This window comes from Burkholderia sp. AU32262, assembly GCF_020419985.1.
Classification (GTDB): domain Bacteria; phylum Pseudomonadota; class Gammaproteobacteria; order Burkholderiales; family Burkholderiaceae; genus Burkholderia; species Burkholderia semiarida.
The window spans coordinates 70,633-93,062 of record NZ_JAIZRS010000003.1 but is presented as its reverse complement, the minus strand read 5'-3'; the positions used below and the strand labels follow the sequence as shown (position 1 = coordinate 93,062).

Genomic DNA, 22,430 nt, shown 5'->3' with positions numbered 1-22,430 from the left:
ACCATGATCCGCAACGCAACCCTTCATGACGTGCCTGCACTCGTCAAACTCGGTTCCATCATGGCGGCCGAGTCGCCGCGCTACCGACGCTATCGGTTCTCGTGCGCGAAACTCACGGCGCTGTTCGAGCGCCTGATCGAAAGTCCAGACGGATTCCTGATGCTCGCCGAGCGCGGCGGTGCGCCGATCGGCGTCATGGCTGCGACGGTGATGGAGCACTGGATGTCCGAGGACAAGATCGCCTGCGACTTTGGCCTATTCATCGATCCAGCACACCGCGGCGGCATGATCGCCGCGCGCTTCGTTCGCACCTATCGGCAGTGGGCCTGCGAGCGCGGCGCGATCGACGTGTTCCTCGGGATTTCGACTGGCGTGCACATCGAGCAAACGGCACGCTTCTACAAAACGCTCGGCCTCGTCGAGGCCTCTATCACTTTCGAGGTGCCACATGTGTGATCCGATGACGATCATGGGAGCTGTGACGACTGGCGCGAAGATGCTGCCGGCGGTGACATCTGTTCTGACTTCGGCGAGCGGCGCCGAGCAGCAAGGCACTGCCGCGCAGCAAGCCGCGCAGTTCAACGCGCAGCAGGAGTTGATGCAGGCCGACCAGACGCAGGCGGCCGGATACCAGCAAGCGAAGCGCATCCGAGAGCAGGGCGCATCGACCGTCGGGCAGGCCACGGCTGCGCTTTCGGCGTCGGGCGTGAATGTCGGCACCGGCACGGCAAACGACGTGCGGCAGCGCATCGGACAGAACACCGAGACGGACGCGCTGAACAGCATCCTGAGCGCCGACACGAAGGCGACGGCGATGCGCGGTCAGGCTCAGATGACGCTGGCGGCCGGCCAACAGCAGCAGCGCGCCGGCGGCATGAACGCGCTCGGCTCGGTCCTTTCCGGCGCGTCAAAGTTCATCACCGGTTGGAAGTCTCTCGCCAGTTCGTAATCCGGAGGGCACATGGCACGAATCCCACTCGGCGACCCGGCAAGCGCAGTTGCGCAGCCGGGGCCGGCCGTTCAGGCTGATCCGAACGCGTTCGGCGCGGCAACAGGGCGCGCTCTGCAGGGCATCGGCGATGCCGGCACGCAGATCGCGGCCGGCCTTTTCCAACAGAAGCAGAAGCTCGACGAAGATCTCGCGCGCACGAACGCCGCGGTAGCGTACCAGTCGCACGCGACGAATGTGCAGTCGGCGATGAAAACCGCAAATGAGCAGCTCGCGAGCGGCGCGATCGATCAGCCGACCTACGAGAAGCAGCTCGCGGATGCACAGAAGCAGTCGTTCGATTCGACGATCGGCGCGCTGCCCGGCGGCCACTACAAGAACATCGCGACCGTTCAGTCGGCCGGGCTCGATCGCACCGTGACGCTCGGGATGCAGGAGGCGTTGACGAAGAACACGCAGCAACTGATCGCGACGAACGTGGCGGCGCTGCTCGACACCGCAGGCAAGAGCATCGCGACGAACCCGGCCAGCATCGACGGCACCGTCGCTAGCACGAAGCAGGCATACCTCACTGCGGCGGCGTCTGCCGGCATCCCGCAGCCGCGCGCGGCGCAGGTTGCGCAGGACTGGGCGGACAGCCAATACGCGGCGCACGCGCAATCGGCGGCGATCGCGGCGCGCGGCACGGGCGACCTCGCCGCGCTGACGCAGCTCGAGAAGGATCTCACGTCGCCGGACGGCTATTACGCTGGCAAGCTCGATGCGAACAAGCGCAATCAGGTGCTGTCGACCGTCGTATCGAATCGCCTCGCGCTCGAGAACCAGATGAACAGCGAGCAGCAGGCGCGCGAGCGCGAGGCGGTGACGGCGTTCAACCAAGGCACCGACCTGATGACGCAGGGAAAGCGGTTCAGCCCGGAATACGTCCAGCAGCTGACGTCCGCGACGCGCGGCACGACGCTCGAAGGTCAGACGCAGGAACTGATCGCGCGCGCGGCTGCCGGCGCCGGCTTCTCGACGCTGTCGGTTCCGCAGATGCGCGCCGCGGTGCAGGCGAATGAAGGGCGGCAGAATCAGGCTGGCACCGACCCGATCGAGGCTGCAGCGATCAAGCAGCAGAAGCAGATCCTGACCGCGACGGACGAAGCGTATAAGCGCGACCCGTGGAATGCAGCGCTCGAACGCGGCGCGATTCCTGGCGTGCCGCCGATTGATACATCGGGCGTCACGCAGCTCGCGTCATCGCTCGCCGCGCGCGCGCAGCTCGCGCCGGTTGTCGAGGACAAGGCCGGCCGCCGCGTATCGCTGTTGACGCCCGATGAGGCGCGCAGCGTGCTGCAGACGGTCGATTCGCTTCCGACCGACACGAAGGCGCAGGCGCTTGCGCTGCTCGGGCGCTCGATGGGGAACGCCGCGCGCATCAACGATCTGGCCGAGCAATGGAAGGACAAGAGCCCGGCCGCGGCGCTCGCGATGAAGGCTGGTGCGGCCGATCCATCCGGCGGCCCGCTGATGATGCAAAGCGGCATGCCGGTGGCGCAGTACATCCTCGATGGGCAGGACGCGCTGACGAACAAGCTCGTGAAGGTCGACGCCGCCGCTGCGACGGGGCTGCAGGCCACGATTGCGAAGCAGATCGGCGACGCGCTACCTCCGCAGCAGCTGAACGACGCTCGCGAGACGGCGTATTTCGCCGCGGTGGCGAGCGCACGCCGGGCCGGACGCGACGTACCGAACTCCACCGATATTCTGACGGGCGTCAATGTGGCGACCGGGGGCCTCTCGAAAACGGGAGGCATCGACCCGCGCGGCAATCGGTACATGGCCGCGAAGCCCTGGGGATGGTCGGACGACGATTTCGACGGCGGCGTCAAGCAGGCATCGGTCGGCAACATCGAGAACCAGCCCGGCGGCCGCCCAGTCGATAGCGTGCTCGCCAACGGCACGAAAATCCCGGTCGATCAGTTCATGCAGCAGTTCGCGAGCTATCGGCTGCAGCGCGTCGGTATTGGCGGCACCTACACGGTGCTGACCGGAGCGCGGCCGGTGACTGATGCGACCGGCGCACCGCTGCTCATCCACCTCACGAAGCCCGTACCGAAACGCTGACATGCCAATCGATCCCCTCTACGAAGACACGACGAGCGCCTACCTGTCCGGGCAGGGCAATGTGCAGCTACCGCCCGAGCCGAAGCCGCAGCCGTCGACCGGCCTCGGCTCGATCGGTCAGGCCGTCAGCCTCGGCGCCGTGCAGGGTGCTGCGCGGCTCGCCGGCGCGGCCGCTGACCTGACGGCCGGCGCGAGCCAGATGCTGACCGATCCGACCGAATCGCTGCTCAATCCGCAACTACAGGAGGAAACCGACCGGCGGCTCGGCGAGACGTTCAAGAAGCAGCGCGCCGGCACGCTGTTCACGTCGGCGGCCGGCCAGCGCCTCTACAGCCTGTCGGACATGCTGCGTCCCGACCCGCAGAACACGACGACCACCGACCAGATCGTGCAGGGCGCCGTCAGCGGCCTTGTTCAGATCGTGCCGGCGGCGGTGCTCGGCGGCCCGGTGGCAGGCGCGGCGGTGGGCGGCACATCGATCGGCCTCGGCCGCGCGGAAGAACTGAAGCGCGAAGGCGTCGACGTCGGCACGCGAACGGCAGTCGGCGCCGTCGAGGGCGCGCTCGGCGCGGCCGGCGCGGTGCTTCCTGCCGGCGGTTCCACGATCGCACGTACGATCGGGCTTGTCGCGGTTGGCGGTCCCGGTATGGCGATCGGACAGAGCGCCGCCGAGAAGGCAATCCTGAAGAACGCCGGGTACGATCATCTCGCGGACCAGATCGACCCGCTCGACCCGACGAACATCGCCGCGTCGACGCTCATGGCTGGCTTCTTCGGCGGTATGCACGTGGGCGGCATGGCGATGAATGCGCGCGCGGCGCGCGCCGCTGATCCGGCCACGCCGCTGCAAAGCCTCGACGTAGGCGTGCGCAAGGCGCTTCCGTACGACTCGCCGATCCTTTCGTCGTATATCACGTCCGCGGCGCAGCGTGAGGGCGTTCCGCCCGGTCTGATGATGGCGCTGATCCATGCCGGCGAGCGCTCGAATTCGAACCAGGTGTCGCCGAAGGGTGCGGCCGGCGTCGCGCAGATGATGCCGGAGAACCTGAAGAAGTTCGGCGTGACCGACCCGAAAGACCCGCTGCAGTCGATCGACGGCATGGCGCGCTACCTGAAGGCCACGCAGGACCAGTACGGCGGCAACGTGCAGGCGATGATCGCCGACTACAACGGCGGCCCTCGGCAGGCCGCCGCGGTGCTCCGCGGCGAGCGGCCGCCGGCCGCCGAGACGGCCGCGTATATAGACCGCGTGAACGAATACCTCGCGACCCGCGTCGGCGACGATCTCCACTTCAACCCTTCCCCGCAGGAGATCGACGCCGCGCTGATGGCGCGCGGTCAGCGCATCGTCGACGATGCGTACGTGTTTGGTACGCCGGATGACGTGAACGGCATGGCTGCACACCAGGATGCATTCGAGCTGGCCGCACGCCAGATGGACGACGGCAGCTATCCAGACGTCTCGCGCTACTTCACGCCCGACGACGTCACGCGCGCGAACGCGCTCGAAGGACTGATCTCGGACGCCGAGTCGTACCGCGGCGATCTCGCGTCGACGGCCGCGAATCTGGCTGACCCTGGCTCCATCGCGCAGGCGCGCGCGGAACTCGACCAGTTGCGCGCCAACGCGCCGGACACGTCCCCCGAGAGCGTCAAGGAACTGACTCGCCAGCTGCAGGACCAAGGCGCGAAGTACAAGGCTGCTGCGGCCGAAGCGCAGCGGCGCGTCGACGCCGCGCAGGCCGACCACGAGGCGCAGGTTGCGCGGCTCGAGGGAATGATTCGCCAGAACGCCGAAGCGCAGCGCGCGAGCGAGCAACTGCCGACGCTCGACTCGCAGATCGAGCAGATGCGTACCGCACGCGCCAGCATCGACGCGCCGGCTACACGCCGCACGGCGATCGCTGATTTCGTGTCCAGCATCGCGCGTGCGCAGCGGGAGGCAGACCGCGCGCCGGCCGTGCGCCGCTCTGAAGCGGTGCAGCGCAATGCCGATGTGACGGTGACGGCCGCCGAGCAGACGCCGTCGATTTCGCCAAGTAACGCTGCAACCGCCGCGCGCGCGCCGGCGAGCGCCGACGTTGCAGCGCCCGTGAACGGCGAGGGAGGGGCCGCGCGGCCGACGTCTGCCGTCGAGTCGAACCTGCGCGAAGCCGCGGCGGCGACGCCGGACGCTCAGGTCGAATTCGATGCGACAGCTGGCGAGTTCCGCGGCTCGCTGCATGACGCGCTCGACACGATCGACGCCGAGCACGCCGCGACTATGGCCGACGCCAAGCTGTTCGAGGTGGCGGCGAACTGTTTCATCAGGACGATGGGGTAATCCATGCATGCAAAATGCGCAGCGGCAGTCGCTCAGGCGGCCGGCCGCGATCTGACGAAAGCCGAGCTCGACGGTATCGAGAACCGTGTGCGCGCTGGCATGCGCGCAGTGTCGCGGCAAGACCCGGCCGCGTGGCGCTCGATGACCGAGGCCGAGCGTGTGCAGGCCGGCGCCGACTGGGCCCGACAGCAGCTCGAAGGCGAGGCGAACCTCGACAGGGCCCGCAAGCAGCTGCAGATCGCCAAGCAGATCGAGACGACCGACCGGATTCAGGAAGCTCTGTATGCAGATCCCGAGCGCGCACACGCGAAGCGCGCACGCGAGAAGGCAGTGAAATCGGACATCGAACGCACGTACGAGTTGGCCGGCGGCATCAAGGCCGACTACATGCGTCAGACGATGGACGCGATCGAGGCCATGAAGCACGGGCAGAACTTCCTCGCGCGCGCGTTCGACGTCGACAATCCGGCGATGGAGCGTGACATCATCCGCGAGATTTACCGCGGCGCCGACGGCTCGACCGGGAACGAGGTAGCGAAGGCGGCGGCAGAGCAGATCAGCGGCACGTCGAACGCGATGCGCGAGCGCTTCAACCGAGCGGGCGGAAACGTCGGCCAGCTCGACTATGGCTACGTGCCGATCCGCCACTCGCAGGCGAAGATCCTCGGCAACGGCTCGGACGCCGCACGCCACGCATGGGCCGACTTTGTGCTGCCGCGCCTCGACCGGTCGCAATATCTGGACGACGCCGGGAATCCACTCGACGACGCCGCGCTGCGCCGCGTGCTCACCGGCGAGGATCGTGAGTCGTGGGAGGCGCGTAACATCGCCGCGCGCGGCATGGGCGTAGAGCCTCGCAAGCAAGGCGTCTGGGACACGATCGCGTACGGCGGCGTCAACAAGATTGTGCCGGGCGAGACGACTGGCGGCGCTGCGCGCGCTAACGCCGGATCGCAGCATCGCGTGCTGCACTTCCAGAACGCCGACGCGCACATCGAGTACAACCGCGCGTACGGCGAGGGCTCGCTGCTGAACGCGCTGATCGACCACGTCGGCGGCATGTCGAAGAATATCGCGCTCGTCGAGCGCTACGGCCCGAACCCGACGCGCAACATGCGCACGCAGATGCAGCTGACGGCGCTGCACGACAACACCGAAATGCGCACGCTAGAAGGCGGCATGACGTCGGTCGGCGCGTACTGGAACTACGTCACTGGGGCGACCAACACACCGGTCAATCCGGCGCTCGCGCGGCGCTTCGAGACGCTGCGCACGACCGTCAGCGCGATCAAGCTGCAGGGCACGATCCTCGCTGCGCTTGGCGACGTCGGCACGATGTTCGTCACGGCGGGATACAACCGCGTGCCGTTCTTCAAGACGCTCGGCACCGCCACGCGGCTGATGGCGCCGGGCTCGAAGGATTACCGCAGCTGGCTCACGTCTCAGGGGCTGATCGCCGAAACGCTCGAGCATGGGCTCAATCGGTGGGGCACCGACAATCTGGCCACGACGTGGGCGAAATGGCTGTCGGCGCAGACGATGAAGCTCGGCGGCGTCACCGGCTGGACAGACGCGCTGCGCACGGCATTTCAGGCGCAGATGATGCGCGGCCTCGCCGAGATCGGCGGAACGGAATGGGGCAAGCTCACCGAGTGGGATCGCCGTTCGCTGACGCGCTCGGGCATTACCGCCGACGACTGGGCGCTCGTGAACCGCGCCACGCCGGGCGAGTACAACGGCGCGAAGTACCTGACGCCAGACGCGCTCTACGGAACCGGCGACGCGCGGGCAGCCGACGTCGTGCCGAAGCTGCTCGGCATGATCCGTGACGAAGGCGAATTCGCTGTGCTGAACCCTGACCTACGCACGAAGGTGCTCGCCGCGGCGACACCCGGCACGTGGCAGGGCGAGCTGCAGAAGACGTTCATGCAATTCAAATCGTTCCCGCTCGCGATGATCTCGCGGCATTGGGGGCGCATCGGCGAAATGCGGCGCTCGGGTGACTATCGCGTCGAGGGCGCGCCAACGCTCGCGAGCCCGATGGCGTACGCGGCGGCGCTCGTCGTGAGCACGACGCTGATTGGCGCGCTCTCGACGCAGATCAAGAACCTGATCGCCGGGAAAGACCCGGAGCCGATGGCCGACGACGTGAAGCACGCGGCCGGCTTCTGGACCAGAGCATTCTCGGTCGGCGGCGGCGCAGGCTTTGCAGGCGACATGCTCACTGCCGCGTTCCAAAGCGCCGACTACGGATCGCTGTTGAGCAGCGCGGTTGGTGGACCGGTGCTGTCGACACTGTTCCAGCCGCTGCGCGCGCTGTCGACGAACGTTCAGGACGCCGCGCAGGGGAAGGAAACGCACGTCGGTGCGGACCTGCTGAAGGTCGCGCAGTCGAATATGCCGCTCGTGAACCTGTGGTTCTGGAAAACGGTGTGGAATCGGCTGATCTGGGACAACATCGCTGAGAACCTGTCGCCCGGCGTGACGTCGCGCAACGTGGCGAAGTCGCGCCAGCAATACCACAATGACTACTTCTGGGAGCCGGGCACGAGCGCGCCGCAGCGTGCACCCGATCTCGGCAACGCGTTTCAGGGGGGATGATGCGGCAGGATCAATACGAGCGCCTTCAGGCGCTGTCGGAGAAGCTGACCGATGTGTTTCTCGACGAGGCGGACCCGGACAGCTGGCCGGGCACGGGCATCGCGCTCGCCACGATGGACAAGGCGACGCGCGGCGACCGCTACTGGTCGAAGAAGAACGCGGCCGCGACGGTGATGCTGATCGGCCGCGTGCACTCGCTGGTCAGCGTCATCCAGCTCGCGAGCAAGGGCGGCGAAGGCGCGGCATCGGGAGCCGTGAGCGAGACCGAGGACGAGCTCGACGCGGAGGTCGCGGCCGCCGAGAAGGAAGCCGAGCGGCTGCTCGACCAGGTGCAGCAGCGAGCGCGAAAGGCCGAGTTCGACAAGCGCGCGCATGGAAAATCGTAAAGTCGGGTTCCTCGCGTTCTTCCTGATGTGGGCGAAGCAGCAGGGCTGGAAGGTTCCCCTGCTGCACGTCCGGGTTTGCCATTGGCTGGAAACCTGCGACGATCCCATGCGCGTACTGCAGGTGTTCCGCGGCGCAGCGAAGTCGACCATCTACGCGGTGTTCAAGGCATGGTGCCTGTACTGCAATCCGAATCTGCGCTCGCTGATCTGGTCGGCCGACGGACCGCTGTCGAAGAAGCTCACCCGCGACGTGATCAACGTGCTGCGCCGGCATCCGCTCTGCGCCGGCATCCTGCCGACGAAGCCCGGCGCGCAGATGTTCTGGGTGAACGGCGCGAACGACCCGCGTAACGCCAGCATGACGGCCGTCGGCGTCGATCAGAACGTGACGTCTGCGCGTGCGGACAGCATCGATTACGACGACGTAGAGGTGCCGAAGAACATCCGCACGCCGGAGGCGCGCGAGAATCTGCGCCTGAAGATTCAGGAGGCGACCTTCATCCTCGTGCCCGGCGGCCAAGAGACGTACATCGGCACGCCGCACACGCACGACTCGATCTATCCCGAGCTAATCGCGGCCGGCGCCGCGTCGCTGAAGATCCCGCTGTTCGAGGCCGGCGTGCGATACGAGGACACGTCATCCGAGACGCGGTACCGCTTCGACTTCACGCCGGGCGACGACGGCCTGTACGTGATGGCCGGAATCTTCAAGCATGCGCGGCTGCTGCGCGATGGCGTCGACTACCGCGTCGACGGGAACGAGATCGTGTTTGCGCGGCCGCCGGGCACGGTGATCGATATCTACGCGCACTGCGCGTGGCCCGAGCGCTTCACGCGCGACGACATCGAGAAGCGGCGGAAGAAGTGCCGAACGCTGAACTACTGGGACTCGCAGTACCAGCTCGAGGCGAAGCCGCTGACCGAGGTCCGGCTCGACCCAGCCAAGTTGAAGCCGTACGACGTGCACCCGATCGTCGAGCGCGCGAACCGCGAAATGCGCATGATGCTCGGCGGCACGCGGATCGTGAGCGCGCGAGCGTACTGGGACTGCGCCACGGGCAAGGTCGGGAGCGACGACTCGGCGTTTTCCCTGCTGCTCGACGATGCGGCCGGTAACTACTACTGGCACGTGGCGCAGGCGATGCTGGGCGAGTTCGCAGAATTTTCGAGCGGGGAGAATTCGAAGATCGTCGGCGGCCAGGTGATGCAGGTCTGCGATCTGGTCGAGCGCTTCGCCATCCCGCAGATCTACGTCGAAACTAACGGTGTCGGTTCCTTCGTGCCGCAGCTGCTGCGCAAAGCCCTGCGGCAGCGGCATCTGGTATGCGGTGTCGTCGAGCGCACCGCGACCGTGAACAAGAACGAAAAGATACTCGCGGGCATCGAGCCGCCGCTCAAATCCGGCGTGTTGTGGGCGCACGTCGACGTGCTCGACGGGCCCGTGTGGGACCAGATGCAGTCGTTCAATCCGATGGTCAAGCATCAGCCGGACGATTACATCGATTCCGGAGCGTCAGCAATCCTCGAAACTCCGGTCCGCATCGGACGGTTAGTCGGGAATCCGACAGCGGCAGAGGGGCACGATTGGCGTCCATCAGCAGGCGTCCATGAGGTGACGCTCGAAATGTAGCGCCGCTCACGCGGCGCGCCCACCGGAGGCCGCAGCGTGACTGTCCCAGTCCAGAATCCCATCGTTTCCTACGTCGGCAACGGTATCACCACTGAATTCGCGTTCGATTTCAAGATCCTGAACAGCGCGGACCTGAAGGTGATGAAGAACGGCTTTCCGCAGTTCGTCGGCACCCACTTCTCGATCAACGGCATTGGCGAGGAAACCGGCGGCTCCGTCGTGTTCAACGTCGCGCCGCTGGTCGGCGACAAGCTGATCATCTATCGCACCGTGGCGCGGCGTCGCGACGTCGACTATCAGGACAACGGCGACCTGCTCGCGGACACGGTCAACGCTGACTTCGATCGGATCTGGATGGCGCTGCAAGATGGCGGCAGCAACCAGGCCCGCGCGATCCAGTATCCGGTGACCGAGTACACGACCGACGGCACGCTGCCGGTTGCGAGCGAGCGCGGTCTGAAGCTGCTCGGTTTCGACGATCTCGGCGGTCAGACGATGGTCCCGATCCCGGCAAGCGTCGGCGCGGGCGATCTGAAGAACGAGGTATGGATCGACGGTGTCGACTTCACGGCAGGCACGTCCGATCGTGTTCGACTCTCGCGGCTGTACACGACGAAGGCGAATCTCGGCGCGGTGATCATGGTCGGCGTGACGCAGGATCCGGACTCATATTCGCTGAGCGGCTACGACCTGATTTTCGACGCGCCGATCCCGCTCGGCGTCGGCAAGATCTGGTGCTACGGCGGCACGACGCTGTCGCTGAACACGCCAGCCGATCAGTCGGTGACGGCACCGAAGATTCAGCAGGCCCGCAGCGGGAAGTGGTTCGCCGAGGACGGCGCGCTGATCAACCGCATGGCCGACCGATTGCTTCTCGGCGATGCGGTTGCGAACGACGGGACGCTCACGGGCGTGGCATCGCAGTCCGATTGGCTGTCCGAATTCCAGATCGCAACTGGCCTCGGCTTCGGCCAGGTGCAATTCACGCAGCAGTCGGTGCTGACGACGCAGAATCCCGACTCGCTGCACGCTGCGACCTTCGCGTCGCGCACGGTGAACGCGAACCAGGTTCGTGACTTTCAGGGTATCAATGCGTACCTCCTGAACGACTCGCCGAGCTACCGCACGAACGGATGGGCTATCTACGGCGAAGCGCACCAACTGACGTCGCAGGCCGGCGCGACCTACGCGTGCGAACTCGACGTGCGCGCGACGACGGCATACACGGCGGTCGATCCTTACTCGGCACTCGCGACGCAGGTCGTCGCGCTTCAGCTCGGGTCCGGCGTCGGCATCGGCTCGACGCAGCAGGACACGTCCGCAGCGATCAACATCCAGAACAACCTGAGCAAGTTCGGGATGGGGATCAACTTCGGCGCGACCGCGCTGCGCGGCGCAAACGGAAGCTCTGGCACCGCGACCGCGCTCGGTATGGCGCGCGGCCACTCGCTGCAGTGGTTTGGCTCGGCCGGCGTGAAGTCGTCAGCGATCCGCGGCTACGCGACCACGACGGCGATGGAACTCGCGTTCTTCGACGGCTACACGAACATCCAGAACGCCAACGGCGTGCCGGCGATGCAGTTCTCCGAGAACGACACGGCGGCCAACTACCTGATCGCGGGCGCCGCGAATGCCGGTGCCTCGCCGGTTATCTCGGTCAATGGTAGCGACGCGAACATCGACATCGCCCTGATCCCGAAGGGCACCGGCATGGTTGCGTTCGGCACCTACTCGGCGTCGTCGCTCGCGGTGACCGGCTATATCCCGATCCGTGATTCCGGCGGCACCGTGCGCCGCCTTCTTGTGGGCTGAACTATGCAATACGACCTGAAGAACATGAGCCAGCGCGACACGCAGCTGATCCTCGCCGCGCTGGCGGAACTGCCCGTGAAGATCGCAGCCGACACTTACTTGAAGGTGAAGGCGCAGGTCGACGAGCAGGACCGCGAGTCGGCCGTACAACTTCCGGGAGCGAGCAATGGCTGAACCAACCACGGGGGCGGCCGCGGCCGTCGGCGTCGTGCTGATCAAGCTGATTCCCGGCGCGATCGGATCACTGATCGCGCTGAGTTTCATCGGCGATGGGCTGACGCGCAAGCAGAAGGCCGTCTCGTTCCTGTCGGGAGCCGCTGTCGCGTACTACGGCGGCCCGCTCGCGGTCACGTGGTTCAGCATCAGCGACGGCGGTGCGCAGCAGGCAATCGGTTTTCTGGTCGGCCTGTTCGGGCTGGCAATCACAAAAGAGCTGTTCAAGGAAATCAATACAGCCGACATCATCGGGGCCCTGAAACGACGCTTCCTTGGGGGGCAATGATGGTCACGATTTTCGTTCTGGCAAACCTCGTTGTGCTGGCGTTCTGCATCTGGATCAGCGTCACCGACGCGATCGTAACTGGCTGGTGGGGAACCATCGGTTTCTCGACCATCGGCATTGCATCGGCGGTGAACGTCATGAAGCCGATCCGCATGCTGTCCGTGATCGACATGCCCGAGACGCTGATGATGGTCGGCATGGCGATCGTGTGCACATGGGTGATGGCGCGCAAAGCGTACTGGTGGCACAAGGGGCACAAGCATGGCACGCATTGACGTAGCAGCGGCCGGCGGCCGCAACCGCATCGCATTCCTCGACACGATCGCCGTGAGCGAGATCGGACCGGCACTGCTCGCGAAATCGGACGACGGTTACAACGTGCTGGTCGGCTCGACGCCAGCGCGGCCACTGCTGTTCTCGAGCTACGCGACGCACCCGAACGTCCTCAACCGGCAGACCCCGGTGCCGTCGACGGCTGCCGGGCGCTATCAGATCCTCGCGCGCTGGTGGCGCATCTATCAGGCGCAGATGAAGCTGCCCGACTTCGGCCCGGTGTCGCAGGACCGCTACGCGTTGCAGCAGCTGCGCGAGCACGGCGCGCTGCCGCTGATCGACGCCGGCCGCTTCCGCGAAGCAGTCGCGAAGGTTTCGGACGTGTGGGCCAGCCTGCCGGGCGCGGGATACGGGCAGCACGAGAACGACATCGAGCGGTTGCAGGCCGCGTATCAAGCGGCCGGCGGGGAGGTTACAGCGTGACGATCCTCGACCCCCGCTTCTGGCTCGCCTTCGTCGTCGCGCTCGCGATCACGGCCGGCGGCAGCTACTTCAAGGGCCACGCCGACGGCGTGCGCACAACCACCATCGCCGCACAGAAGGCGCAGCTCGGCGCTGTAGAGGCTGCGCGCGCCGAAGAACAACGCCGCACCGCGGCCCAATCGGAGATTGCAAACGATGCGAACAAACAACGCACGGCCGCACTCGCTGATGCTTTTGCTGCTCGCGCTGCCGCTGGCAGCCTGCAGCAGCGCGTCGACCAGCTCGTCGCCTCAGCCCGCCATCCCACCACTGCCGCCGGAAGCCCGGCAACCGGCGACGCCCTCGATCTGCTTGCCGACGTGCTCGGGCGCGCTGACGAGCGCGCGGGCGAACTGGCAGCGTACGCTGACGCCGCCCGCATCGCCGGCCAGCAGTGCGAGCGCGACTACGACGCGCTGACCCTTTCCCACAACGAGAAGTGACCGCCATGATGAAACGACTGCTTACCGGCGCGGCCGCCTTACTGGCGTCAAGTGCCGCGCTTTGCGCGACGATGATCCCTTCGTCGATGATCAACTGGGTGTCGGTGCCGACATGGCCGTCCGTTTCCGCCGGCCTGGTATTCGCCGGGCCGACGGCGACGACCGGCGCGCCGACGTTCCGCGCGCTCGTCGCGACCGATCTGCCGGTCGTGCCCGTCTCGAAGGGTGGCACGAACGCAACAGCGGCCGGTGGCGCAGCGCTCGACAACATCACGGGCTTCGCAGCGACCGGCTTCCTCACGCGCACAGGCGCCGGCACCTACGCGTTCCAGAGCCTCACGAACGGCATCACGCTCGGGAATCTGGCGCAGGCCGCGGCGAACACCGTTCTCGCGAACGCGACCGGATCCACGGCGAACGTCGCCGCGTTCGCGATGCCGAGCTGCTCGACCAGCTCGAGCGCGCTCACGTGGACGAGCGGCACGGGATTTACGTGCAACACGGCGATCAACGCATCGACGCTCGGCGGCACTGCTGCTGCGTCGTATGCGCTGCTCGCGTCGCCGACGTTCACCGGAACACCGGCCGCGCCGACGGCCACGGCCGGCACGAACACGACGCAGATCGCCACGACTGCGTACGTGCAGACCGCGCTGACCGGCGGCGGCAACACGGCGAAGTTCACGACCCTGCAGGCGACCGGCGCGATCACGCCGTCGAGCACGGCGGGCATCGTCGGCACGACGACGAACGACAGCGCGAACGCCGGCAGCATCGGCGAGACGCTGAACAACTCGGCGACCGGCGTGTCGCTGACGAGCGGCTCTCCGACGAACGTCACGTCGATTCCTCTGACAGCGGGGCAGTGGGATGTGTTCGGGGTGATGGTGATCGTGCCCGCGGGCGGCACGACGGTTCAGGTTTTTTCGAACAGCGTGAGCACGGTATCCGGGACGTTCGGTTCGCTCGGCGCCAACACGCAGTACGCTGGTGCGGCGGCAGCCGGCCAGGCGCTTACCGCGCCGACCGCGTATGTTTCTGTGAAACTGGCATCGTCCAGCACCGTTTATCTGGTGGGCAATGCATCGTTCACCGGCAGCACGGCGACGGCAAACGGCTACCTCACGGCGATCCGTCGTCGTTGATCCTCACGCGCGCGCGGTCTGGTCCGTCCACGCCGCGCGTCGCTTCTTCGCGAGCGCCTCGACGGGGCGCTCGAATCCCACCTGAAGCAACCACGCCGCGACGAGCGAACCGCCGATCAGGATCACGATCGACGCAGCGTGCGACGTCGTCAGCGCGCGCATGGCCGGCAGCATGACGATCTGCACGGGCATGTGCGACAGGTACAGCGGGAAGCTGATCGCGCCGAGCCACTGCGCAACGCGCGAATTCAGGACCGCGCGCAGCGCATCGCCGTTCTTCTCGAACGCCCTGACGAACAGGAAGGGCAGGAAGCCGACGAGGCCGACCAGCTCGCGCAGGTAGGTCGGTGCCACGTACAGCGAAACCAGCACGAGCGCCGCGCCTGCGTAATAGACCGGCGTCCGCAGGATCCCGCTTCCCGCCTCGGTGAACGCGCCGTCAGCGCGCGTGCTGCGATAGATCAGCGTGCCGATCGCCATTGCTTCAATCGCCGAGATCAGGCCGGCGCTCACGTGCGGCGCCAGATACGCGCCGTAGAACACGTGGCCGGCAGTCGCCAGCGCCGCGGCGCCCGCGACGATCACGGCGACGACCACGCCGCGTGGCGCGCGGTAGAGCGCAGGCAGCACCAGCGCGGATACCCAGAACTCGATGCCGATCGTCCACGACGGATCGTTGATCAGCTCGACATTACGGATGCCGAGCCGCGCGAGGAACGCGAAGTTGAACAGCAGGGTGATAGGGTCGGCCATGTCGATTGCCGGCGCGTACTCGCCGTGTGCGCGCAGGAGCGCGAAGCCTGCGCACGCGCCCACCAGGCAGCCGGCATGCAGCGGCCAGAGCCTCAGGAACCGCGTCACGACGAACCTGGCCGGGCGCTCCTGCGTGCGCTCCAGATAGCCGGACAGCACGGAGCCGGACAGCACGAAGAACAGCATCACGGCCATGCGTGCGCCGACCAGCGGGCGGTCAGCCGCCCATCCGGTGAAGAACCCGAAGGTATGGCTCGCGGCAACGGCCAGCGCCAGCACGCCGCGCAAGCCGTCCAGATGCTTCAGTCTCATGGTGCTCTGTTGGTCGGAGGAATGGGCGCAGTCTACCAGTGCAGGACTGATCTGCTGCTTTGGCAGCTGGTTCGATTCCGGCAGGAAATATTCCTGATTCTCCCCATCGGCTACGCATGATAAGCCGAAACCCTTATAGATACGTGATGACGATTTCCGGTCCCCGGCACCATCGATTGCGTTGACGCGATTCGATAACGGTGTAAAAAACCCGCGAGAAATCAGCGCTCGCGGGTTTTTTATTGCGCGCACGCATGTGCGGCGGCACGCCGGCGTGGCTCGCGATGAGCTTCGCTGCGCCGAAAACCGCGCCATGTGATACTGGCACGCTCGTCGCGGCGTACGCCAGCGTCACCCTGGCGAACGCGTCCCCCGACCGCTTTTTCCCCATCGTTTGCCTCTCGCCAGACCACCCGTCATGACCGACTCGACCCATCACTATTACGAACCGTCGCAAGGCCACGGCCTGCCGCACGATCCGTTGAACGCGATCGTGGGCCCGCGCCCGATCGGCTGGATTTCATCGCGCGGCAGCGACGGCACGCTGAACCTCGCGCCGTACAGCTTCTTCAACGCGTTCAACTACCGCCCGCCGATCATCGGCTTTTCGAGCACCACAGCGAAGGACAGCGTGCGCAACGTGCAGGAAACTGGCGAGTTCGTGTGGAACCTCGCGACGCGCGATCTCGCGGAGCGGATGAACCAGACCTGCGCCGCCGTGCCGTACGACGTGAACGAATTCGAACTCGGCGGCCTGACCGCGGTGCCGTCGCGTCTCGTGAATGTGCCGCGTGTCGCGGAAAGCGGTGTGAACTTCGAATGCAAGGTGACCGACGTGATCCGGCTGCGCGATCATCACGGTGTCGAGACGCCAGCCACGCTGGTGCTGGGCGAGGTCATCGCGGTCCATATCCGCCACGACCTGCTGAAGGACGGCATCTTCGACACGTTCGGCGCGGGCATCATCCTTCGTGCGGGCGGCCCGTCGGCGTACGTGCACGTGAAACCCGACAGCCGCTTCGACCTGTTCCGCCCCGACGCGTGATCGATCGCGCGCCGCAGTAAGCCGGCAACCGGGCGCACAAGCGCCCGAACCAGACGCAAGACCCCGCGGAGATCCCAGGATTTCTCCCGGGGTCTTTTGCTTCGTACCCTCACATGATCGGGACGGCGCCGATCCGTCCGTTCCTCGATGCCCGCTCGTCGTCTCAGCCCCGGCGACGATGCGCTGCAGCAAACCCCTCCTTCGCCGCCTCCGCCCGCCGCACTCACGGGCCGCCGACCGCCGCCATGGCAAATCTGCTCACCACGAACGAGCGGCTTGGGCATCGACGCCCGCCGCTGCCAGGCATAAATTTCCAAGGTTGACGCGCTTATCCGCGCGTCAGCTCACGCGCGGGCCGGCAACCGGCTCGCGCGTTCCCAACCAGCGTGAGACACAATCGAGCGTGGAGACGACACGATGAGCCTGTCAGAGCCATTGCGTCTGCATGTGCCGGAGCCCACCGGGCGCCCGGGCTGCAAGACGGACTTTTCCTATCTGCATCTATCGCCGGCCGGCGCGGTCCGCCGCCCGCCGATCGACGTAGCCGCGGCGGACACCGCCAATCTCGCCCGCAGCCTCGTGCGCGTGCTCGACGACAGCGGCAAGGCCGTCGGCCCGTGGGCGCCCGATCTCGACGATGCGCGACTGATCGCCGGGCTGCGCGCGATGCTCAAGACCCGCATTTTCGACGCGCGCATGATGATCGCGCAGCGCCAGAAGAAAATCTCCTTCTACATGCTGAGCCTCGGCGAAGAGGCGATCGGCACCGCGCACGCGATGGCGCTGCGCGACGGCGACATGTGCTTTCCGACCTATCGGCAGCAGAGCATCCTGATCGCGCGCGACGTGCCGCTCGAGCGGATGATCTGCCAGCTGATGTCCAACGAAGGCGATCCGCTGAAGGGCCGCCAGCTTCCGGTGATGTACTCGGATCGCGAAGCCGGCTTCTTCTCCATTTCCGGCAACCTCGCGACGCAGTTCATTCAGGCGGTGGGCTGGGCGATGGCGTCGGCGATCAAGGGCGACACGAAGATCGCGTCCGCGTGGATCGGCGACGGCGCGACGGCCGAAGCCGATTTCCACACCGCGCTCACGTTCGCGCACGTGTACCGTGCGCCGGTCGTGCTGAACGTCGTCAACAACCAGTGGGCGATCTCGACGTTCCAGGCGATCGCGGGCGGCGAGGGCACGACCTTCGCCGGGCGCGGCGTCGGCTGCGGGATCGCGTCGCTGCGCGTCGACGGCAACGACTTCCTCGCGATCTACGCGGCGTCGAGCTGGGCGGCCGAGCGCGCGCGCCGCAATCTCGGCCCGACGCTGATCGAGTGGGTGACCTACCGCGCGGGCGCGCATTCGACGTCGGACGATCCGACCAAGTACCGGCCGAGCGACGACTGGTCGCATTTCCCGCTTGGCGACCCGATCGAGCGCTTCAAGCGCCACCTGATCGTGAAGGGCATCTGGTCGGACAGCGCGCATGACGCACTGACGGCCGAGCTCGAGGCCGAGGTGATCGCCGCGCAGAAGGAAGCCGAGAAATACGGGACGCTGGCCGACGACCGGATTCCGTCGCCGGCCTCGATGTTCGACGACGTATACAAGGAGCTGCCCGCGCACCTGCGCCGTCAGCGCCAGGAACTGGGAGCGTGATCATGGCGCGACACGAAACGGATACGGCGACGCAGCCGATGACGATGATCCAGGCGCTGCGCTCCGCGATGGACGTGATGCTCGGGCGCGACAGCGATGTGGTCGTGTTCGGGCAGGACGTCGGCTATTTCGGCGGCGTGTTCCGCTGTACCGAAGGACTGCAGAACAAATACGGCAAGTCGCGCGTGTTCGACGCGCCGATCTCCGAAGGCGGGATCGTCGGCGCGGCGGTCGGGATGGGCGCGTACGGATTGCGGCCCGTCTGCGAGATCCAGTTCGCCGACTATTTCTACCCGGCCTCCGACCAGATCGTGTCGGAAGGCGCGCGGCTGCGCTACCGCTCGGCCGGCCAGTTCACCGCGCCGATGACGATCCGGATGCCGTGCGGCGGCGGGATCTACGGCGGACAGACGCACAGCCAGAGCCCGGAGGCGATGTTTACGCAGGTGTGCGGGCTGCGCACGGTGATGCCGTCGAATCCGTACGACGCGAAAGGGCTGTTGATCGCATCGATCGAGAACGACGATCCGGTGATCTTCCTCGAACCGAAACGGCTCTACAACGGCCCGTTCGACGGCCATCACGAACGGCCCGTCACGTCGTGGCTCAAGCATCCGGCGAGCGCGGTGCCCGAAGGCTACTACACGGTGCCGCTCGATACGGCCGCCATCGTGCGGCCCGGCAACGACGTGACGGTGCTGACGTACGGCACGACCGTGCACGTGTCGCTGGCCGCGGCCGAGGAGACGGGCATCGACGCGGAAGTGATCGACCTGCGCACGCTGTGGCCGCTCGATCTCGATACCGTCGTCGCGTCGGTGCGCAAGACCGGGCGCTGCGTCGTGGTGCACGAGGCGACGCGCACCTGCGGCTATGGCGCGGAGCTCGTATCGCTGGTCCAGGAACACTGCTTCTACCACCTCGAAGCGCCGGTCGAGCGCACGACGGGCTGGGGCACGCCGTATCCGCATGCGCAGGAATGGGCGTACTTTCCGGGGCCGACGCGGGTCGGCGAAGCGTTGCGACGCGTGATGGAGGCGTGAGATGGGGATTCATGTCATCAAGATGCCGGATATCGGCGAAGGGATCGCCGAGGTCGAACTGGTGGCCTGGCATGTGGAAGTCGGGCAGACGATCAAGGAGGACCAGCCGCTCGCCGACGTGATGACCGACAAGGCGGCGGTCGAGATTCCGTCGCCGGTGACGGGCAAGGTGATCGAACTGGGCGGCCGGATCGGCCAGATGATGGCGGTCGGCAGCGAGCTGATTCGGCTGGAAGTCGAAGGCGACGGCAACCTGAAGGCGGCGGCACCGGTGCGAGAAACGAAGGTAGCAACCGCACCGGTCGCGTCGGCGGCGTCGAAGCCGGTGGCCGACGCGCCGTCCGGATCGCCCGAGCCGCCCGCGCAGGCGGCGCCTCGCGCACCGGCGAAACCGCGCCGCGACGAACCGGCCGCGCAGCCGCGCGCGGCGCTCGCACCCGGCGAACGGCCGCTCGCGTCGCCGGCCGTGCGTCAGCGCGCGTGGGACATGGGCATCGAGCTGCGCTACGTGCGCGGCACCGGCGAAGCCGGGCGGATCCTGCATGCGGATCTCGATGCGTATGCGCGTACCGGCGGCGGCGCGGGCGGTGCGCAACCGCGCGGCTACGACGAACGCCATGACGAAACCGACGTGCCGTTGATCGGCCTGCGGCGCGCGATCGCGCGCAAGATGCAGGAAGCGAAACGCCGCATCCCGCATTTCAGCTACGTCGAGGAAATCGACGTCACCGAGCTCGAATCGTTGCGCACGGAACTGAATCGCCGCCACGGCGACACGCGCGGCAAGCTCACGCCGCTGCCGCTGCTGATTCGCGCGATCGTGATCGCGCTGCGCGACTTCCCGCAGATCAACGCGCGTTTCGACGACGAGGCGGGCGTCGTCACGCGCTACGGCGCGGTGCACATGGGCGTCGCGACGCAGACCGACGGCGGCCTCACGGTGCCCGTGCTGCGCCATGCGGAAGCGCGCGACGTGTGGTCGATCTCGGCGGAAATCGCGCGGCTCGCCGACGCGGTGCGCGCGAACCGTGCGCAGCGCGACGAGCTGAGCGGCTCGACGATCACGATCTCGAGCCTCGGCGCGCTCGGCGGCATCGTGTCGACGCCGGTGATCAATCATCCGGAAGTGGGCATCGTCGGCGTGAACCGGATCGTCGAGCGGCCGATGATCCGCGACGGCGCGATCGTCGCGCGCAAGATGATGAACCTGTCGTCGTCGTTCGATCATCGCGTCGTCGACGGCGCGGATGCGGCCGAATTCATCCAGGCCGTGCGCGCCGTGCTCGAACGCCCGGCACTGCTGTTCGTGGAGTGAGCCGATGAAGAACGAACACACCACACTGCTCGTCATCGGCGGCGGCCCGGGCGGCTACGTGGCCGCGATCCGCGCCGGCCAGCTCGGCATCCCGACCGTGCTCGTCGAACGCGACCGGCTCGGCGGCACCTGCCTGAACATCGGCTGCATTCCGTCGAAGGCGCTGATCCACGTGGCCGACGCGTTCGAACAGGCGTGCGGCCACGCGGGCGAAGGGGCGCTCGGTATCCGTGTGCGCACGCCGGAGATCGACATCGCGACAAGCGTCGCCTGGAAGGACGGGATCGTCGAGCGGCTGACGCGCGGCGTCGGCGCGCTGCTCAAGAAGAACGGCGTGCGCGTGCTGCACGGCGAAGCGCGCGTGATCGACGGCAAGACCGTCGAGGTCGTCGGCGGCGGCCATACGGTGCGGCTCGGTTGCGAGCACCTGTTGCTCGCGACCGGTTCCGAGCCGGTCGAGCTGCCGTCGATGCCGTTCGGCGGGCACGTCGTGTCGTCCACTGACGCGCTGTCGCCCGCGACGCTGCCGAAGCGGCTGGTCGTCGTCGGGGCCGGCTACATCGGGCTCGAACTCGGGACCGTCTATCGCAAGCTGGGCGTCGACGTCAGCGTCGTCGAAGCGGCCGAGCGCGTGCTGCCTGCGTACGATGCCGAACTCGTACGGCCGGTTGCCGATTCGCTTGCGCGCCTCGGCGTGCGGCTGTGGCTCGGCCACAAGGTGCTTGGGCTGGCCAAGGACGGCGCGGTGCGCGTGCAGGCAGCCGATGGCGCCGAACAGACGTTGCCGGCCGACCGCGTGCTGGTTGCCGTGGGCCGCCGGCCGCGCGTCGACGGGTTCGGGCTCGACACGCTGATGCTCGATCGCAACGGCCGCGCGCTGCGGATCGACGACGCATGCCGGACCTCGATGCGCAACGTGTGGGCGATCGGCGACGTCGCGGGCGAGCCAATGCTCGCGCATCGCGCGATGGCGCAAGGCGAGATGGTGGCCGAGCTGATCGCCGGCCGGCGCCGCCGGTTCACGCCCGCGTCGATTCCAGCCGTGTGCTTCACCGATCCCGAGATCGTGACGGCCGGCTGGTCGCCGGACGACGCGCACGCGGCCGGCGTCGATTGTCTGAGCGCGTCGTTCCCGTTCGCCGCGAACGGACGCGCGATGACGTTGCAGGCGACCGACGGATTCGTGCGCGTCGTCGCGCGGCGCGACAATCATCTGATCGTCGGCTGGCAGGCGGTCGGGCGCGGTGTATCGGAGCTGGCCGCGGCGTTTTCGCAGTCGCTGGAGATGGGCGCGCGGCTGGAAGACATCGGCGGCACGATCCACGCGCATCCGACGCTCGGCGAAGCGCTCCAGGAAGCGGCGTTGCGTGCGCTCGGGCATGCGCTGCATGTCTGACGTCATCGCCTGACGGGGCGCCGCCGGTGCGTCACGCACGTATCGGCGGCGCTCGCGGCGTCTGATGGACTTCATGTTGTTCATCGGTATCGGCACGCGCCGGTCCCGAAGCCGATCCGATCCGGTTGCCCGTACTCGCACGCCGGGTCGGGAACGCGCGCAACGGCAGCGCCGGCCGCGCCGCATTCGACCGCACCCGACAGCGCCGTAATTTTTCGAGA

Annotated in this window: 21 protein-coding genes; 19 read left to right on the top strand and 2 right to left on the bottom strand. The window is 67.1% G+C overall.

Annotated features, from left to right (window positions below):
* Positions 1 to 3 precede the first annotated feature (3 nt).
* Genes LGN10_RS03905 through LGN10_RS03840 form a run of 14 tightly spaced genes read left to right on the top strand, consistent with a single transcriptional unit; the run spans position 4 to position 14,695 of the window.
* Positions 4 to 456, top strand: coding sequence for a GNAT family N-acetyltransferase (locus LGN10_RS03905; protein ID WP_226221871.1), 453 nt, complete (start codon positions 4 to 6; stop codon positions 454 to 456).
* A complete protein-coding gene (locus LGN10_RS03900) occupies positions 449 to 949 on the top strand; it encodes a hypothetical protein (RefSeq protein ID WP_226221870.1) in 501 nt (166 codons plus the stop codon). Before LGN10_RS03905 ends, LGN10_RS03900 begins: the two co-directional genes overlap by 8 nt.
* Positions 950 to 961: 12 nt before the next feature.
* A complete protein-coding gene (locus LGN10_RS03895; RefSeq protein ID WP_226221869.1) occupies positions 962 to 3,058 on the top strand; it encodes a hypothetical protein in 2,097 nt (698 codons plus the stop codon).
* A gap of 1 nt (position 3,059) precedes the next feature.
* On the top strand, positions 3,060 to 5,381 hold the full coding sequence (locus LGN10_RS03890; protein WP_226221868.1) for a lytic transglycosylase domain-containing protein: 2,322 nt from the start codon (positions 3,060 to 3,062) through the stop codon (positions 5,379 to 5,381).
* Between the two features lie 3 nt (positions 5,382 to 5,384).
* Entirely contained in the window at positions 5,385 to 7,982 is a 2,598-nt protein-coding gene (locus LGN10_RS03885) for a hypothetical protein (RefSeq protein WP_226221867.1), read from the top strand.
* Positions 7,982 to 8,368, top strand: a complete 387-nt coding sequence (locus tag LGN10_RS03880) for a hypothetical protein (protein ID WP_226221866.1) — start codon at positions 7,982 to 7,984, stop codon at positions 8,366 to 8,368. The genes LGN10_RS03885 and LGN10_RS03880 overlap by 1 nt, the downstream gene beginning before the upstream one ends.
* A complete protein-coding gene (gene terL / locus LGN10_RS03875) occupies positions 8,355 to 9,998 on the top strand; it encodes a phage terminase large subunit (protein WP_226221865.1) in 1,644 nt (547 codons plus the stop codon). Before LGN10_RS03880 ends, terL begins: the two co-directional genes overlap by 14 nt.
* A 36-nt stretch (positions 9,999 to 10,034) precedes the next feature.
* Complete coding sequence (locus LGN10_RS03870; protein ID WP_226221863.1) at positions 10,035 to 11,810, top strand: hypothetical protein; 1,776 nt, start codon at positions 10,035 to 10,037, stop codon at positions 11,808 to 11,810.
* A gap of 3 nt (positions 11,811 to 11,813) precedes the next feature.
* Positions 11,814 to 11,984 carry a hypothetical protein gene (locus LGN10_RS03865; RefSeq protein ID WP_226221861.1) on the top strand — a complete coding sequence of 57 codons (171 nt, stop codon included), beginning with the start codon at positions 11,814 to 11,816 and terminating at the stop codon, positions 11,982 to 11,984.
* Positions 11,977 to 12,312, top strand: coding sequence for a holin (locus LGN10_RS03860; protein WP_226221859.1), 336 nt, complete (start codon positions 11,977 to 11,979; stop codon positions 12,310 to 12,312). Before LGN10_RS03865 ends, LGN10_RS03860 begins: the two co-directional genes overlap by 8 nt.
* Entirely contained in the window at positions 12,309 to 12,587 is a 279-nt protein-coding gene (locus LGN10_RS03855) for a hypothetical protein (protein ID WP_059559243.1), read from the top strand. The genes LGN10_RS03860 and LGN10_RS03855 overlap by 4 nt, the downstream gene beginning before the upstream one ends.
* The gene (locus LGN10_RS03850) at positions 12,574 to 13,068 is read left to right on the top strand and encodes a glycoside hydrolase family protein (protein WP_226221857.1); all 495 of its coding nucleotides are present in this window, start codon (positions 12,574 to 12,576) and stop codon (positions 13,066 to 13,068) included. The genes LGN10_RS03855 and LGN10_RS03850 overlap by 14 nt, the downstream gene beginning before the upstream one ends.
* Before the next feature lie 47 nt (positions 13,069 to 13,115).
* On the top strand, positions 13,116 to 13,550 hold the full coding sequence (locus tag LGN10_RS03845; RefSeq protein ID WP_226222061.1) for a DUF2514 family protein: 435 nt from the start codon (positions 13,116 to 13,118) through the stop codon (positions 13,548 to 13,550).
* A gap of 5 nt (positions 13,551 to 13,555) precedes the next feature.
* Positions 13,556 to 14,695, top strand: coding sequence for a hypothetical protein (locus tag LGN10_RS03840; protein ID WP_226221855.1), 1,140 nt, complete (start codon positions 13,556 to 13,558; stop codon positions 14,693 to 14,695).
* A gap of 3 nt (positions 14,696 to 14,698) precedes the next feature.
* Here the strand turns inward: LGN10_RS03840 and LGN10_RS03835 are convergent, their stop codons facing one another.
* Together LGN10_RS03835 and LGN10_RS03830 are read right to left on the bottom strand one after the other, a co-directional pair.
* Positions 14,699 to 15,760, bottom strand: a complete 1,062-nt coding sequence (locus LGN10_RS03835) for an acyltransferase family protein (RefSeq protein ID WP_226221853.1) — start codon at positions 15,758 to 15,760, stop codon at positions 14,699 to 14,701.
* Between the two features lie 133 nt (positions 15,761 to 15,893).
* The gene (locus tag LGN10_RS03830) at positions 15,894 to 16,151 is read right to left on the bottom strand and encodes a hypothetical protein (RefSeq protein WP_226221851.1); all 258 of its coding nucleotides are present in this window, start codon (positions 16,149 to 16,151) and stop codon (positions 15,894 to 15,896) included.
* A gap of 27 nt (positions 16,152 to 16,178) precedes the next feature.
* Between LGN10_RS03830 and LGN10_RS03825 the strand changes: the two genes are divergently transcribed.
* The 5 genes from LGN10_RS03825 to lpdA all read left to right on the top strand — a co-directional run bounded on the left by LGN10_RS03825 (position 16,179) and on the right by lpdA (position 22,209).
* Entirely contained in the window at positions 16,179 to 16,805 is a 627-nt protein-coding gene (locus LGN10_RS03825) for a flavin reductase family protein (protein ID WP_124657584.1), read from the top strand.
* Positions 16,806 to 17,222: 417 nt separating this feature from the next.
* A complete protein-coding gene (locus LGN10_RS03820) occupies positions 17,223 to 18,455 on the top strand; it encodes a 3-methyl-2-oxobutanoate dehydrogenase (2-methylpropanoyl-transferring) subunit alpha (protein ID WP_059573914.1) in 1,233 nt (410 codons plus the stop codon).
* Positions 18,456 to 18,457: 2 nt separating this feature from the next.
* Entirely contained in the window at positions 18,458 to 19,498 is a 1,041-nt protein-coding gene (locus LGN10_RS03815) for an alpha-ketoacid dehydrogenase subunit beta (RefSeq protein WP_226221850.1), read from the top strand.
* Between the two features lies 1 nt (position 19,499).
* Positions 19,500 to 20,813 carry a dihydrolipoamide acetyltransferase family protein gene (locus LGN10_RS03810; protein ID WP_226221848.1) on the top strand — a complete coding sequence of 438 codons (1,314 nt, stop codon included), beginning with the start codon at positions 19,500 to 19,502 and terminating at the stop codon, positions 20,811 to 20,813.
* Positions 20,814 to 20,817: 4 nt separating this feature from the next.
* Positions 20,818 to 22,209 (top strand): dihydrolipoyl dehydrogenase, encoded by a 1,392-nt coding sequence (gene lpdA, locus LGN10_RS03805; protein ID WP_226221846.1) that lies wholly within the window; start codon positions 20,818 to 20,820, stop codon positions 22,207 to 22,209.
* Positions 22,210 to 22,430: the final 221 nt, after the last annotated feature.

Bases quoted from the DNA above. Each gene is read 5' to 3' on its own strand.
- LGN10_RS03905 (WP_226221871.1), top strand. From the start codon at position 4: ATGATCCGCAACGCAACCCTTCATGACGTGCCTGCACTCGTCAAACTC.
- LGN10_RS03900 (WP_226221870.1), top strand. From the start codon at position 449: ATGTGTGATCCGATGACGATCATGGGAGCTGTGACGACTGGCGCGAAG.
- LGN10_RS03895 (WP_226221869.1), top strand. From the start codon at position 962: ATGGCACGAATCCCACTCGGCGACCCGGCAAGCGCAGTTGCGCAGCCG.
- LGN10_RS03890 (WP_226221868.1), top strand. From the start codon at position 3,060: ATGCCAATCGATCCCCTCTACGAAGACACGACGAGCGCCTACCTGTCC.
- LGN10_RS03885 (WP_226221867.1), top strand. From the start codon at position 5,385: ATGCATGCAAAATGCGCAGCGGCAGTCGCTCAGGCGGCCGGCCGCGAT.
- LGN10_RS03880 (WP_226221866.1), top strand. From the start codon at position 7,982: ATGCGGCAGGATCAATACGAGCGCCTTCAGGCGCTGTCGGAGAAGCTG.
- terL (WP_226221865.1), top strand. From the start codon at position 8,355: ATGGAAAATCGTAAAGTCGGGTTCCTCGCGTTCTTCCTGATGTGGGCG.
- LGN10_RS03865 (WP_226221861.1), top strand. From the start codon at position 11,814: ATGCAATACGACCTGAAGAACATGAGCCAGCGCGACACGCAGCTGATC.
- LGN10_RS03860 (WP_226221859.1), top strand. From the start codon at position 11,977: ATGGCTGAACCAACCACGGGGGCGGCCGCGGCCGTCGGCGTCGTGCTG.
- LGN10_RS03855 (WP_059559243.1), top strand. From the start codon at position 12,309: ATGATGGTCACGATTTTCGTTCTGGCAAACCTCGTTGTGCTGGCGTTC.
- LGN10_RS03850 (WP_226221857.1), top strand. From the start codon at position 12,574: ATGGCACGCATTGACGTAGCAGCGGCCGGCGGCCGCAACCGCATCGCA.
- LGN10_RS03840 (WP_226221855.1), top strand. From the start codon at position 13,556: ATGATGAAACGACTGCTTACCGGCGCGGCCGCCTTACTGGCGTCAAGT.
- LGN10_RS03835 (WP_226221853.1), bottom strand. From the start codon at position 15,760: ATGAGACTGAAGCATCTGGACGGCTTGCGCGGCGTGCTGGCGCTGGCC.
- LGN10_RS03830 (WP_226221851.1), bottom strand. From the start codon at position 16,151: ATGGGGAAAAAGCGGTCGGGGGACGCGTTCGCCAGGGTGACGCTGGCG.
- LGN10_RS03825 (WP_124657584.1), top strand. From the start codon at position 16,179: ATGACCGACTCGACCCATCACTATTACGAACCGTCGCAAGGCCACGGC.
- LGN10_RS03820 (WP_059573914.1), top strand. From the start codon at position 17,223: ATGAGCCTGTCAGAGCCATTGCGTCTGCATGTGCCGGAGCCCACCGGG.
- LGN10_RS03815 (WP_226221850.1), top strand. From the start codon at position 18,458: ATGGCGCGACACGAAACGGATACGGCGACGCAGCCGATGACGATGATC.
- LGN10_RS03810 (WP_226221848.1), top strand. From the start codon at position 19,500: ATGGGGATTCATGTCATCAAGATGCCGGATATCGGCGAAGGGATCGCC.
- lpdA (WP_226221846.1), top strand. From the start codon at position 20,818: ATGAAGAACGAACACACCACACTGCTCGTCATCGGCGGCGGCCCGGGC.